The 13,006-nt window shown below is 60.4% G+C and carries 11 protein-coding genes; 10 read left to right on the top strand and 1 reads right to left on the bottom strand.

Going from position 1 to position 13,006, the window contains the following annotated elements; translation table 11 throughout:
* Window positions 1–2: 2 nt before the first annotated feature.
* Window positions 3–1,415, bottom strand: coding sequence for a pyruvate kinase (gene pyk / locus H586_RS0105160; RefSeq protein WP_011367070.1), 1,413 nt, complete (start codon window positions 1,413–1,415; stop codon window positions 3–5).
* Window positions 1,416–1,569: 154 nt separating this feature from the next.
* Between pyk and H586_RS0105155 the strand changes: the two genes are divergently transcribed.
* The 10 genes from H586_RS0105155 (at window position 1,570) to murG (ending at window position 12,996) form a co-directional block, all read left to right on the top strand.
* Window positions 1,570–2,019 (top strand): division/cell wall cluster transcriptional repressor MraZ, encoded by a 450-nt coding sequence (locus H586_RS0105155; protein WP_011367071.1) that lies wholly within the window; start codon window positions 1,570–1,572, stop codon window positions 2,017–2,019.
* Between the two features lie 26 nt (window positions 2,020–2,045).
* Window positions 2,046–3,023, top strand: coding sequence for a 16S rRNA (cytosine(1402)-N(4))-methyltransferase RsmH (gene rsmH / locus H586_RS0105150; protein WP_027181509.1), 978 nt, complete (start codon window positions 2,046–2,048; stop codon window positions 3,021–3,023).
* A gap of 9 nt (window positions 3,024–3,032) precedes the next feature.
* A complete protein-coding gene (locus H586_RS0105145; RefSeq protein ID WP_011367073.1) occupies window positions 3,033–3,308 on the top strand; it encodes a hypothetical protein in 276 nt (91 codons plus the stop codon).
* Window positions 3,309–3,428: 120 nt separating this feature from the next.
* Complete coding sequence (locus H586_RS0105140; RefSeq protein ID WP_011367074.1) at window positions 3,429–5,456, top strand: penicillin-binding transpeptidase domain-containing protein; 2,028 nt, start codon at window positions 3,429–3,431, stop codon at window positions 5,454–5,456.
* 2 nt (window positions 5,457–5,458) lie between these two features.
* Complete coding sequence (locus H586_RS0105135; protein WP_027181508.1) at window positions 5,459–6,913, top strand: UDP-N-acetylmuramoyl-L-alanyl-D-glutamate--2,6-diaminopimelate ligase; 1,455 nt, start codon at window positions 5,459–5,461, stop codon at window positions 6,911–6,913.
* A complete protein-coding gene (locus tag H586_RS0105130; RefSeq protein ID WP_234702936.1) occupies window positions 6,910–8,319 on the top strand; it encodes a UDP-N-acetylmuramoyl-tripeptide--D-alanyl-D-alanine ligase in 1,410 nt (469 codons plus the stop codon). Before H586_RS0105135 ends, H586_RS0105130 begins: the two co-directional genes overlap by 4 nt.
* 6 nt (window positions 8,320–8,325) lie before the next feature.
* Window positions 8,326–9,402 (top strand): phospho-N-acetylmuramoyl-pentapeptide-transferase, encoded by a 1,077-nt coding sequence (mraY, locus tag H586_RS0105125; RefSeq protein WP_011367077.1) that lies wholly within the window; start codon window positions 8,326–8,328, stop codon window positions 9,400–9,402.
* Between the two features lie 14 nt (window positions 9,403–9,416).
* Window positions 9,417–10,760, top strand: coding sequence for a UDP-N-acetylmuramoyl-L-alanine--D-glutamate ligase (murD, locus tag H586_RS0105120; RefSeq protein WP_027181507.1), 1,344 nt, complete (start codon window positions 9,417–9,419; stop codon window positions 10,758–10,760).
* Complete coding sequence (gene ftsW / locus H586_RS0105115; protein ID WP_027181506.1) at window positions 10,760–11,878, top strand: putative lipid II flippase FtsW; 1,119 nt, start codon at window positions 10,760–10,762, stop codon at window positions 11,876–11,878. Before murD ends, ftsW begins: the two co-directional genes overlap by 1 nt.
* Complete coding sequence (gene murG, locus H586_RS0105110; protein ID WP_027181505.1) at window positions 11,875–12,996, top strand: undecaprenyldiphospho-muramoylpentapeptide beta-N-acetylglucosaminyltransferase; 1,122 nt, start codon at window positions 11,875–11,877, stop codon at window positions 12,994–12,996. The genes ftsW and murG overlap by 4 nt, the downstream gene beginning before the upstream one ends.
* Window positions 12,997–13,006: the final 10 nt, after the last annotated feature.

The following is a 13,006-nucleotide window of genomic DNA, read 5'->3' as shown; positions in this document are numbered from 1 at the left end:
TTCTATTTTCTGTATATTTTTACCAGGTTGGTGCCGCGGGGTTTTTCACCGGGCTTGGGCTGTCCTGCTGTTATCACTACTTCGGCCCCGTCTTCAAACTGCGGCGCGTTGTCCACAAAGAGTTCGGCACGCTCAAGATGACCCGGCAGTGTTTCATCAACCTTGTGGGGCCATACGCCCCATGAAAAGTTGAGGAAGCGCAGCGCTTCGTCATCGGGAGTAAGCGCATGGATGGTCTGACGGGGTCTGCGGGCGGATAGCACCCGTGCCGCGCTGCCGGACATGCTGTGTGCCACTATGGCACCCGCGCAGGTCTTGTCGGCCAGCAGACATGCGGAATAGGCCAGAAAATCAGGTGTCTTCTGCTCATCAAGCGGGGGCAGCACAGAAGACTGCTCCAGATGCAGCTCTTCGGCCGCGCGGACTATCTGCCGCATGAACTGAACCGTCTCCACAGGGAAGTTGCCCATGGCCGTTTCTTCCGACAGCATCACGCAGTCGGCACCGTCCAGCACCGCGTTGGCCACGTCAGTGGTTTCGGCGCGGGTGGGGCTGGGGCTGTTGACCATGGAAAGCAGCATCTGCGTGGCAACGATAACCGGTTTTGCCTTGCGGTTGCAGGCGCGGATGATGCGCTTCTGCATGGCGGGCAGCTCGGGCAGGGGGCATTCCACACCCAGATCGCCGCGGGCCACCATGACAATGTCTGTCACTTCCAGAATTTCTTCCAGCCTGTCCACGGCGTTGCGCCGTTCCAGTTTGGCAATTACAGGCACGTTGCGGCCTGCCGCCTTGATGAGTGCCTTGGCTTCGGCCACATCTTCGGGCGTCTGCACAAACGAAAGCGCCACGGCATCCACGCCCATGCGCAGCCCGTCCTGCAGATCTTTTTTGTCTTTTTCGGTCAGGGCGGCCAGGTGGATAGGCTTGCCCGGCAGGGCAAGGCCCTTGCGCGAGGTTATGATACCGCTGTTGTTTGCCACCAGACAGAACAGATCGGGGCCGACCTTGCTTTCCACATGGAACTGCAGTCCGCCGTCGCTCAGTACCACCCTGTCGCCCGGTTCCATGCCGTCAAGAATTGTCTTGTGCGTGAACGGAACGAAGGGTAATCCGTCTGCCGCCGCCTTGCCGGGAATGCCCAGCAGGATACGGTCGTCCTTTGCCAGCGTCAGGGCGCCGTCCGGCAGTTCACCTATACGGATTTTAGGGCCGGAAAGATCCTGCAGCAGGGTTATGGGTGTCTGGTATTCCGCCTCCAGCTGTCGCATGAGAGCAATCAAATCAACAAACTGCGAGGCGTCACCATGTGAAAAATTGAGCCGGAATATGCGTACTCCGGCCTGAATCAGCCGTGAGAGGGTTTCCCGGCCCGAAGAGGCAGGGCCCACTGTTGCGATTATTTTCGTTCTCATAAGGCCGATTCTTTTTCAATTGCCAGCGCTTGTCAAGCGTCTTGATTCATTCTGCCGTTCTCTTTTCTGTAAAAATCACGCGCACTCATTGACACACGCCAACATATAATAGATGGGGTGGTAAAGTGTGGTAAAACGTGGTAGAGGACGCAGTATGAGTTTCAAGGGACGTTCATATCGCAGTCTGGACCCTAAGGGCCGGCTGATGCTCCCTCCGGAGGTTCGCGATGCATTACTCGCGGTTAGCCCCGAAGGCAGGGTGTCCCTTACCACGTTTGACGGCTGCCTTGTGGCCTATACCCCCGAAGACTGGGAAAAGTTTGAGGCGGGTTTTGCCCGCATAAAAAATCCTTCGCGCAAAATGCGTGACTTCAGGCGGCTGGTCATAGGCGGAGTGGAAGAACTCTGCGTGGACAAACAAGGCCGGGTCAAACTTTCAAGAGCGCATATGGAATACGCGGGCATCACGAAAAAAGTGGTGATCGTGGGGCAGGGCAGCCGGTTTGAAATCTGGAGCGAAGAAGAACTCGAAGCGGTGATAGGTCAGGACTTCGGGGACGTGACGGACGAACTGGCGGAAAGCGGTGTGGATTTTCCCATCTGAGGCAACAGTACAATGCGAGGCGACTTGTGACGGCAGACAACGGGCATGACAACAATCGGCATCAGTACACAGCTCATGTTCCTGTGCTGCTGGACGAGGTGCTGCATTATCTTTCGCCGGTCAGGGGCGGGCGGTATCTGGACGGTACGCTCGGTCTTGGCGGACACAGCGAAGCGATAATGAACCGCTGCGGCGGAGATGCCTGGCTGCTGGGGCTGGACCGTGACCGCGAGGCGCTTGCCGCCGCATCCGGAAGGCTTGCTCCTTTCGGCGACCGCGTGACCACCCGCTATGCCTGTTACAGTCAGTTTGCCGCCATCATGGACGAAATTGGCTGGACCGGGCTGGACGGGGCGCTGATAGACATCGGTGTTTCCTCTATGCAGATAGACACTCCTTCCCGCGGATTCAGCTTTTACGCTGACGGCCCGCTGGACATGCGCATGGACCCTTCCGGTGATATACCGTCTGCCGGTGTGCTGGTGAACACAGGCAGCGTGGAGCGTCTTAAGGAAATCATAAGCACGTACGGCGAAGATCCCATGGCGGGCAGGATAGCCCGGGCCATCGTGGACGCGCGTGCCCGCAATCCCATAGAAACCACGGCCCGTCTGGCCGAGGTGGTGGAAAGCGCCTATCCGGCAAAATGGCGGGCAAAATCCCGCAACCATCCGGCAACGCGCACGTTTCAGGCGCTGCGCATGGCCGTGAACGGAGAGCTGGAGGAACTGGAGACCTTTCTTGCCGCCGTCGTCGACAGGATGAATCCCGGCGGACGTATTGTGGTGATCACCTTTCATTCACTGGAAGACCGGCTGGTCAAAAACGCATTCAGAGATGAAGCCAAGGGCTGTCTGTGCCCCAGGCATATTCCCGTGTGCGTGTGCGGCAAAAAGCCGCGGGTCAATGTGCTGACCCGCAAACCGGTGACCGCGGGGCAGGCGGAGCTGCAGGCCAACAGCAGAGCCTCCAGCGCCAAGCTGCGTGCCGCGGAGCGGATTTAAGGCGTTGTTATGCAGAAATACGGAAGCTGGATACTGGGCATGGTGCTTTCGCTCATCAGCGGACTGGTGCTGGGGTTGACACTGGTGTGGCTGAATGTGGAGCGGGTGGACATGGCCTACGGACTCAAAAAGCTGCAGGTGGAACTGGACAGCAAGCAGAGTCATGCATCCAAGCTGGAGGCGGAGCGGGACAACCTGCTTTCGCCCTACCGGCTGCGCGAACTGGCGGAAGGTCTGGGGCTGGGGCCCGCAAGACCGGGCCAGATACGCAGGCTGGAAGAGTAGCGCGGGCGGCAGGTATCCGGGGAGAGGGGTGCCGCGCACGGAGCTGAAATTTTCTGAACGGGGGGAGGCCGTACCGGCGGTGCGCAGGCACAGCCGGAGCATGAGCAGGAGAAACAGGCGGTGTTGAAAAGCAGAACTGCCGCGAACAAAAAGCTGAAGCGCCAGCCGAAAGCCGTACCCGCCAGTCCTCCAAAGGACAGAAGCGGTATACGGCTTGTGTCCGTTGCGGCGGTTTTTGCACTGCTGTGGGCGGGGCTGTGGGCCCGCGCATGGTATGTCCAGCTCATTGACGGTCCCCGGCTGGCGGCTATGGCCAGCAGACAGCATCATGCCACAGAACTGGTCACGGGCCAGCGCGGCGATATTCTGGACAGAAACGGACTTGTGCTTGCACGCAGTGCCGATTTCAAATCTGTTTTTGTACGCCCCGTGGAAGTGGCCGACCGCAGAGAAGCCGCCCGCATGCTGGCTAATGCGCTGGGCAGAACCTATGCGGAAATGCTGACCAAGGTCTCGCGCCGCAGTTCTTTTGTGTGGGTGGCCCGCGAAGTGGATGACAAGGCCGCGGCGCGCATCCGCCGTGCCGGTGTGCCGGGCGTTTATCTGACCACGGAATACAGCCGCCTGTATCCTTACCGTCAGCTTGCCGGCAGGCTGCTGGGGTTTGTGGGTACCGATGACAAGGGGCTGGAAGGCCTGGAACTGGCTTTTGACGAGTATCTGACCGGTCAGAGCACCAGACAGGTGGTGCAGCGTGATGCGGCGGGACGGCGTCTGTATATGGACGGTGCGGGCTTTGCCGAAGGGCTGAAAGGCAAAACCCTGCGGCTGACGCTGGATGCCCAGATACAGTTTTTTGCAGAAGATGCACTGGCTGCCGCGGTGCGCCGTTATGAGGGGGCCTGGGGCGGTTGTCTAGTGGTGGACGTGCCCACGGGCGACATTCTGGCCTGGGCGGAGTACCCGCCGTTCAACCCCAACGCCTACAAAGGCTATGCGCCCTCCATGTGGCGTAACCGGCTGGCCATGGATGCGCTGGAACCCGGTTCCACCGTAAAGCCTTTTCTGATTGCCGCGGCCATGGAAGACGGGCTGGTGCAGCCGGACAGTCTTTTCTTCTGCGAAAACGGCCGTTGGAAGCTGCACGATGTGACCATCCGCGATACCAAGCGGCATCAGTGGCTTACCGTGGATAAAGTGCTGCGTTACTCCAGCAACATCGGCATGGCCAAGATAGGGTTGGAGATGGGCGCCGCCAGATACTACGACTACCTTGACAGACTGGGGTTCGGCAGGCGTCCCGACGTGCCGCTGCCCGGCGAGGGGCGCGGTATAATCCGGTCGCCGGGTGAATGGCGCGAAGTAGATCTGGCTGCCGCGTCGTTCGGTCAGGGGTTTGCCGTCACAGGAGCTCAGCTGGCCAAAGCGTATCTGGCTCTGGCCAACGGCGGCGTAACCAGACCGCTGCGGCTGGTGGACGACGGCGGGCAGAACCAGCCCCGTGGAGAGAGAATTTTTTCGGAGCAGACGTCAGCCGCGGTGCTGGCCATGCTGCGCGAGGTGGTGGAAGGCGACGGAACAGGGCGGCATGCCGATATAGCCGGTCTGGACGTGGGCGGCAAAACCGGCACAGCCCAGAAAGCAAGCAGAAGCGGCAGCGGTTACGGCGACGAATATGTGGCCTCGTTCGTGGGGCTGGTTCCGGCGCTCAATCCCCGCCACATTGTGGTGGTCACAGTGGATAACCCGCGCAAGAGCCACTACGGCAGTGTGGTGGCGGCACCGGTTTTCAAATCTGTTGTCAGCAGAACGTGGGCCTACCTCGGACTGCTGCCCGAATCTCCGGCGGATGCCGGCGGTCTGGCTTCGGCAGACGCTCCCGAGGTTTCCGGACGTGTCATGCCTGTTGCCGGTTCCTTCGGGCGGCCTTCGGCCGTTGTGGCCGCCGCGGATGATCTGACCGTGGTACCGGATGTGGTGGGGCGCAGCCTGCGCAGCGCCGTGGAAGTTTTTGCCCGTAAGGGTCTTATACCGGAAATTAAAGGGCACGGGGGCACCGTTGTGCGGCAGCAGCCCGCGGCAGGGTCGCCGTGGCCGGATAATATAACAGAATCACAGTACGTACTGTGGGTTATGGAGCAGTCCTGACCATGAAAAGCACACTCTCATTCGACGCGCTTGCCGCAGCGGTGCGCGCCGGACTGCTGAACATCCGTATTGATTCACGGAAAGTACGGCAGGGCGATGTCTTTGTGGCCCTGCCGGGGTCTTCCGTGGACGGCGGGGCGTTTATTGCCGATGCGCTTGAGCGCGGAGCGTCATATGTGGTCTGCAGACCCTGCAGCGTGCCGGTGCAGACCGGCGGCGCGGCCGTGGTCGTGGCCGAAGACCCGCGCACGGCTCTGGGGCTGCTGGCTGCCGCACGCTATGATACTGCCGATACGGGGTTTCCGCTTGTGGGCATCACGGGAACCAACGGCAAGACAACATGCACTTATCTGCTGGACCATCTTTTCCGCACTGCCGGGCACGTCACCGGTCTGCTGGGCACCGTGAATTTCCGCTGGCCGGGGCACGACGAAGCCGCGCCCATGACCACCCCCGACTGCGTTGAACTGCATTCCATGCTGTCGGACATGCGCGATGCGGGCGTCGAAGCCGCCTTCATGGAAGTTTCATCACATGCACTTGACCAACAGCGGGTTTCCGGCGCTCGTTTTGCCGCGGCGCTGCTGACCAATTTAACGCAGGACCATCTGGATTATCACCACGATATGGAAGCCTATTTCAGCGCAAAATCCAGACTGTTTCTTGAACTGCCAGACGAGGACAAAGTCTGCGCGGTGAATGCCGATGACCCGTACGGGCGCAGGCTGCTGCCGCAACTGGGCCGCGGTGTGGGCTATTCGGTACAGGGTACTGTTGTGCCGGACTGTCAGGTGCTGCAGGCCACCATACTTTCAAGCGGGCCCGAGGGGCTGCATCTGTCCATGGATTTTGAAGGGAAGACATGGGAGCTGCGTTCGCCGCTGGTGGGCGCGTTCAACGCAAGCAATCTTGCAGGGGTGCAGGCTGCGGGGCTGGCCATGGGGCTGCCCGTTGAGGCCATGCAGGGGCTGGCAAGCTTTTCCGGTGTGCCCGGCCGCATGGAGCGCATAGAAAATGACAAGGGTCTCAATGTTTTTGTCGATTATGCCCACACGCCGGATGCACTGGAAAATGTGCTCAGGGCGCTGCGGGCCGCAGGTTTTGCACGGGTCATAGCCGTGTTCGGCTGCGGCGGCGACCGTGACCGTACCAAGCGTCCGCTTATGGGGCAGGCCGTGTGCCGTCATGCAGACGTGGCGGTACTGACTTCTGACAACCCGCGCACCGAAGACCCGGTGGCCATCATGGCCGATGTCAAACCCGGTCTGGCACAGTGCGACCATGTGGTGGAAGAGCCCGACAGACGCAAGGCTCTTGCCGCGGCGGTGGAAATGGCCCGCCCCGGCGATGCCGTGCTGGTGGCCGGAAAGGGACACGAGGATTATCAGGTGATCGGCACCACAAAGATACATTTCAGTGATCAGGAAACCCTGCGGGAGCTTTTGGCGTGCGCATGAATCTGGAACAGATACGCGACGCTCTGGGCGCCGTGGGAACGCTGGGCGGAGCGGACATGACCGTGCCTTCCGGTGTGCAGACCGACAGCCGGTGCGTGCGCGACGGCGAATTGTTCTTCTGCATATCCGGCGAACGGTTTGACGGGCATACCTTTGCGGCGGAAGTGCTGGAAAAAGGTGCCTGCGCCGTGGTTGCCGAAAGACCTCCTTTTTCCATGGATGAAATGCAGGACAGGCAGGACCGTCCGGTGCTTATCGTGCCGGACACCGTGGCGGCGCTGGGCAGGCTGGCGCTGCACCACCGTATGGGGGCTTCTGCCGTGGTCACCGGCATCACCGGCACCGCGGGCAAAACCACGGTGAAGGAACTGCTGGCCCATGTGCTTTCCGTGCGGGGCGCAACAGCCAGAAATCATCTGAACAGAAACAATCAGATAGGGTTGCCTCTTTCCATGCTGGCAGCTACCGGCGATGAGCGCTTCTGGGTGATGGAGGCCGGCATCAGTCAGGCCGCGGACATGGATGAACTGGGCAGCGTGCTGCGCCCTGATCTGGCGGTGGTGCTTAATGTGGGACAGGGGCACCTGAGCGGTCTGGGCGACAAAGGCGTGGCCCACTACAAGGCCCGTCTGCTGAAGCATATCGCGCGCGGCGGTGTGGGACTGGTGAGTGCCGATTATCCCGACCTGCTGGCGGAAGCCCGTAAAAACTGCGGAGAACTCCGGCTGTTTTCGGCTGTGGACCCTGCAGTGCCGTATTTCTGCGAATATGCCGGTCCGGCGGGTGAAGGCCGCGGGCTGTACCGTGTACGGCTGGAAAGCCGCGAATTTGAGACCGAAGCTCCCTTCCGCGGAGCCTACGGTGCCGAAAACGTCATCGCCGTTGCTGCCGCAGCCCATATACTGGGCCTGACCAGTGCCGAAATAGCCGAAGGGCTGCGCACTGCCGAATTGCCGCAGCAGCGGTTCAACTGCCGTCGTTACGGCCGGTGGCTGGTCATTGACGACACCTATAACGCCAACCCGCTTTCGGCCGGACGCATGGTGGAATCAACGGCGGAAAACGCCTGCGGAGAGCCTGTGGTCTTTGTGATGGGCGAAATGCTGGAACTGGGCGAAGCCGCCGCGCAGGCTCATACGGAACTCGGCAGAGCACTGGGAAGGGCGTGCCCCGCGGCCGTTTTCTGGAAAGGCGGCCACGGCGGGCATGTGCAGGAAGGACTGCACGCCGAGGGCTGGAACGGCCCGTTTGTGCCCGTGGCTGATGCAGGAGCGTTTCTGCGTGCTTTCGGTGCGCTGGGCATCGCTTCCGGCACGGTCTTGTTTAAAGGATCGCGCAGCAACAGGCTGGAGACGTTTGCGGAAGCCTTCTGCAGTGCAGTCCAGAACGGTCAGGAAGGGAGATAACCGCATATGCTGTATCATTTCCTGTATCCGCTCAGCGCGGAACTGCCGCTGCTCAACGTGTTCCGGTACATCACATTCCGTTCGGTGTGGGCGCTGCTGACGGCGCTGCTCATCACCATTTTCATCGGCCCGCGGTTTATCCGCTGGCTCAAGCGCGTCAAATGCGGGCAGTACATTCAGGAAGAAGTCTCCTGCCATGTGCAGAAAGCGGGTACCCCCACCATGGGCGGGCTGCTCATCGGCTTCAGCCTTATCATCAGCGTGCTGTTGTGGGGCGACCTGACCAACGTGTACCTGTGGCTGGTCATGCTGGTGTTTACCGGCTTCGGTCTGGTGGGCTTTCTGGATGATTATACCAAGCTGCGGCGCAAGACCAATCAGGGGCTTACCGCCCGTTCCAAATTTTTGTGGCAGATGGTCATAGCGGCTGTGGCCATGTATTTTCTGGTCAAGGAACCGGCGTACTCCACCGTGCTTTCGTTTCCGTTTTTCAAAAATCTGCAGCCGGACCTCGGCTGGTTCTACATTCCGTTTGCCATGATTGTGCTGGTCGGTTCGTCCAACGGGGTCAACCTGACAGACGGCATGGACGGGCTGGCCATAGGGCCCACCGTGGTGGCGGGAATCGTTTTTTCCATTTTCATCTACATTGCAGGACACAGCCAGATAGCCGGATACCTGCAGGTGCCCTATGTGCCCGGCATGGGTGAGGTGACCGTTTTCTGCGGCGCACTTATCGGTGCCGGTCTGGGTTTTCTGTGGTTCAACGCCTACCCCGCGCAGGTGTTCATGGGCGACGTGGGTTCGCTGAGTCTGGGCGGCGCGCTGGGTTTTCTGGCTGTGCTGTGCAAACAGGAACTCATCATGCTGGTGGCCGGCGGGCTTTTTGTTCTCGAATCGCTCTCGGTCATTCTTCAGGTGGGGTATTTCCGCATGACCGGAGGCAAGCGCATTTTCCGCATGGCTCCGCTGCATCACCATTTCGAACTGAAAGGCATTCCCGAGTCAAAAATCATTATCCGCTTCTGGATAATGTCCATCGTGTTCGGACTGATGGCGCTTTCAGTGCTCAAGCTGCGCTGAAGGGGAAGACAGATATGCATACCGTTATACCGCATACACACGACACGCCTGCCGCCGCACCGGTACGTTCCGGCGCTGTGGCCGTGGTGGTGGGCACCGGCCGTTCCGGCACGGCTGCCGCACGTCTGCTGCACCATCTCGGGGCGTCAGTCCGCATAGTCGAAAAAGACGAAAGCCGTGTTTCCGCCGAATTCGCCTCGCTGGCGGCTAGACTGGGATTTGACTGCCGCTACGGCAGCCACAGCGCAGAACAGTTTGCAGGTGCCGATATTCTGGTACCCAGCCCCGGCGTGCCGGTGGCATCACTGCTGCCGTATCTTGATGCCTCCCGCCCGCCGGAAATTATGGCCGAAATTGATCTGGCTGCGCGCTGCGTGACCAGTCCGATGCTGGCTGTAACCGGCACAAGCGGCAAAACCACAACCGTCAGCCTGTGCGCGGCCATGCTGCGTGCAGCGGGCAAGCGTGTTTTTCTGGGGGGCAACATAGGCACGCCCCTGTCGGAATATGTGCTGGATGTGGCTGCAGGTGAGGCTCCCGCCGATGTGCTGGTGCTGGAAGTCAGCAGTTTTCAGCTGCAGACATGCACCACACTGCGGCCCGAAGTGGCGGTGCTCATAAATATTTCTGCCAACCACCTCGATTACCATGCTGACATGCAGGAGTACCTTGATGCCAAGTTCCGGCTGTTTGCCCTGCAGGGGCCGGATGATCTGGCCGTGCTGCAAAGCGGCATGGAGGAACTTGCCGACCGCTATGCGCTGGCGGCCCGCCGCGAGTTTTTCGATGCTGTGCGGCGTTTTCCGCGCACGGCGCTGCTGGGCAGTCATAACATGGCCAACATAGAGGCAGCCTGGCTTGCCTGCCGGGCTTTCGGCGTGACGCAGTCGCAGGCGGCGCAGGCGGTGGAAGAGTTTGCCCCGCTGGAGCACCGGCTGGAAAAGGTGGACGAGGTGGCCGGCGTGCTTTTTGTCAATGATTCAAAATCCACCACGGTGGATTCCATGAAGGCGGCGCTGGAAAGTTTTGACAGGCCCGTATTGCTGCTGTGCGGCGGCAAATGGAAGGGAGGGGATCTTGTATCGCTGATTCCCGTCGTCCGCCGTCATGCAAAAGCCGTGGGGCTGTTCGGCGCCAGCAGAGAAATTTTTGAACACGCGTGGGCGGATGTGGTGCCCATGAGCTGGGATCATGACCTGCAGACGGCGTTCAGACGTATGACGGCCATGGCACAGCCGGGCGATGTGGTGCTTATGTCGCCTGCCACGTCCAGTTATGACCTGTACAGCAACTACAAGGAACGCGGCGAAGATTTCAAGCGGAATGTGGCCGCGTGGAAAGCGGAGCGTGACGACTGATGGCAAGGGCGCAGACGGCAGAAGGCATCCGCACGGCCGACTGGTGGCTGCTTGTGGCGGCACTGGCACTGCTGGGCTTCGGACTTATGATGGTGCTGTCTTCCAGCGCGGTCATGGCCGAACGGTTTTACGGCAGCAAGTACTTCTTTTTTCAGAAGCAGCTTGTTTATGCCGGAGCCGGACTCGTCGTGATGTGCGCTTTGAGCATGCTGCCGCGCGGCGTACTGTACCGTATGCAGTATCCGGCTCTTTTCGGGGCTTTTCTGCTGCTGGTGCTGGCGCTTACTCCGCTGGGGGTAGAGGTGAACGGAGCACGGCGCTGGATTTCTGCGGGGCCGTTTTCCATTCAGCCGCTGGAATTTACCAAAATCGCTCTGGTGCTGTATCTCGGCTATTTTCTCAGCGCCAAGCAGGAGCTTGTGAAAACCTTCAGCCGCGGGGTCATACCGCCGTTTTTTGTTACCGGCGTTCTGTGTTTTCTGCTGTTGTTGCAGCCGGACTTCGGCGGTGCTGCGGTGCTGGCCATGATTCTGTTTTTCATGTGCCTTACGGGTGGCACGCGGTGGGTGTATCTGGCGGCTTCCGCCCTGCTTGCCTGCGGGGGGGCCTGGCTGCTTATCGTGCAGTCCACCTACCGGTCGCGGCGTCTTCTGGCGTTTCTCGACCCGTTTGCCGATGCGCTGGACACCGGCTACCAGCTGGTGCAGTCGCTGTATGCGCTGGGTACGGGCGGAGTGGCCGGAGTGGGACTGGGAGCAGGACATCAGAAGCTGTTTTTTCTGCCCGAAGCGCATAACGATTTCATAATGGCCGTGGTTGGCGAAGAGCTTGGATTTCTGGGCGTGACGCTGGTTTTTGTGATGATGGCTGTCTTTTTTTACAGAGCGTTCACCGTGGCGGTGCGTCAGCAGGACCTGCGCGACAGGCTGACAGCCTTCGGCGTGACCATGATTCTGGTTCTGGGCGCCACCCTTAACATGGCCGTTGTTCTCGGGGTTGCCCCGCCCAAGGGGGTACCCATGCCGTTTCTGAGCTACGGGGGCAGCAGTCTGCTGGGCACGCTTATCTGTGTCGGCCTGCTGCTTAATTTCTCGCGCAGCGCAGGGAGTACACAATGAAGCGCGTGCTGCTGACAACCGGTGGTACAGGCGGGCATATCTTTCCCGCACTGGCCGTGGCCGAAGAAATACGCAGACAGTATCCTGCCGCAGATATTCTTTTTGTGGGCGGAAGTTACGGGCCTGAAGCACGCATCGTGCCCGCGCACGGGATACGCTTTGAAGGACTGCCCGTACGCGGAGTCATGGGGCGCGGCTTAAAGGCGCCGCTGGCTCTTGCTGCCATGACAGCCGGGGTGGCCAGAGGGATGCGGCTGGTGGGTCGCTTTAACCCGGATGTGGTTATCGGGTTTGGCGGATATGCCGCCTTTGCCGCCATGGTGGCTGCAAAGCTGCGCGAAAAGCCCTGTGCCGTGCACGAACAGAACAGTGTGCCCGGCATGGCCAACAGGCTGCTGGCAAAGATAGCGGACAGGGTTTTTATCTCGTTTCCCGATCCGCAGGAATATTTTCTGCAGCGCAAGACTGTGCTTACGGGAAATCCCGTGCGTGCGGCCATTGCCGCGGCCGGAGCGCACCGCGCAGGGCATGTGCCGGCGCGCAGGCTGCTTGTGATGGGAGGCAGTCAGGGGGCGCACGCCCTTAACCTTGCCGTCGTAAACATGCTGCCGCAATTGCGGGACGCCGGTGTGGAAATACTGCACCAGACAGGCGCTGCCGATCTGGAAACCGTACGGTCGGCATACGACAAGGCCGGCGTGCAGGCCACGGTGGTTGATTTTGTGGAAGATATGGCTGCTGCGTATGCCTGGACAGACCTGGCCCTGTGCCGGGCCGGAGCCACAACGGTATTTGAACTGGCCGCCGCCGGGGTGCCCGCCGTGTTTGTGCCGTTTCCTTTTGCAACGCACGACCATCAGACCGCCAACGCTGCTTTTCTGGCGGACCGCGGAGCGGCACAAAGCATAGCGCAGCGCGATCTTGAGTCCATGCCGCCTGCCGTGCTGGCAGGACAGATCATTGACCTGCTGAAAGACCACGGACGGCTGCAGGGCATGTCTGCGGCGATGCGCAGGATGGCAAGACCCGAGGCTGCAGCCGCCATAGTGAGCGGCGCAAAAGATTTGATAAGGAAAAAGCCCTTAAGGTCGCTGGTGCCTGAGCGGGAAGGAGAATAACGGCGTGATC

The organism is Oleidesulfovibrio alaskensis DSM 16109, from assembly GCF_000482745.1.
GTDB classification, from domain to species: domain Bacteria; phylum Desulfobacterota; class Desulfovibrionia; order Desulfovibrionales; family Desulfovibrionaceae; genus Oleidesulfovibrio; species Oleidesulfovibrio alaskensis.
Note: the sequence above shows the minus strand (reverse complement) of the source record. Positions and strands in the feature narration are given on the sequence as shown.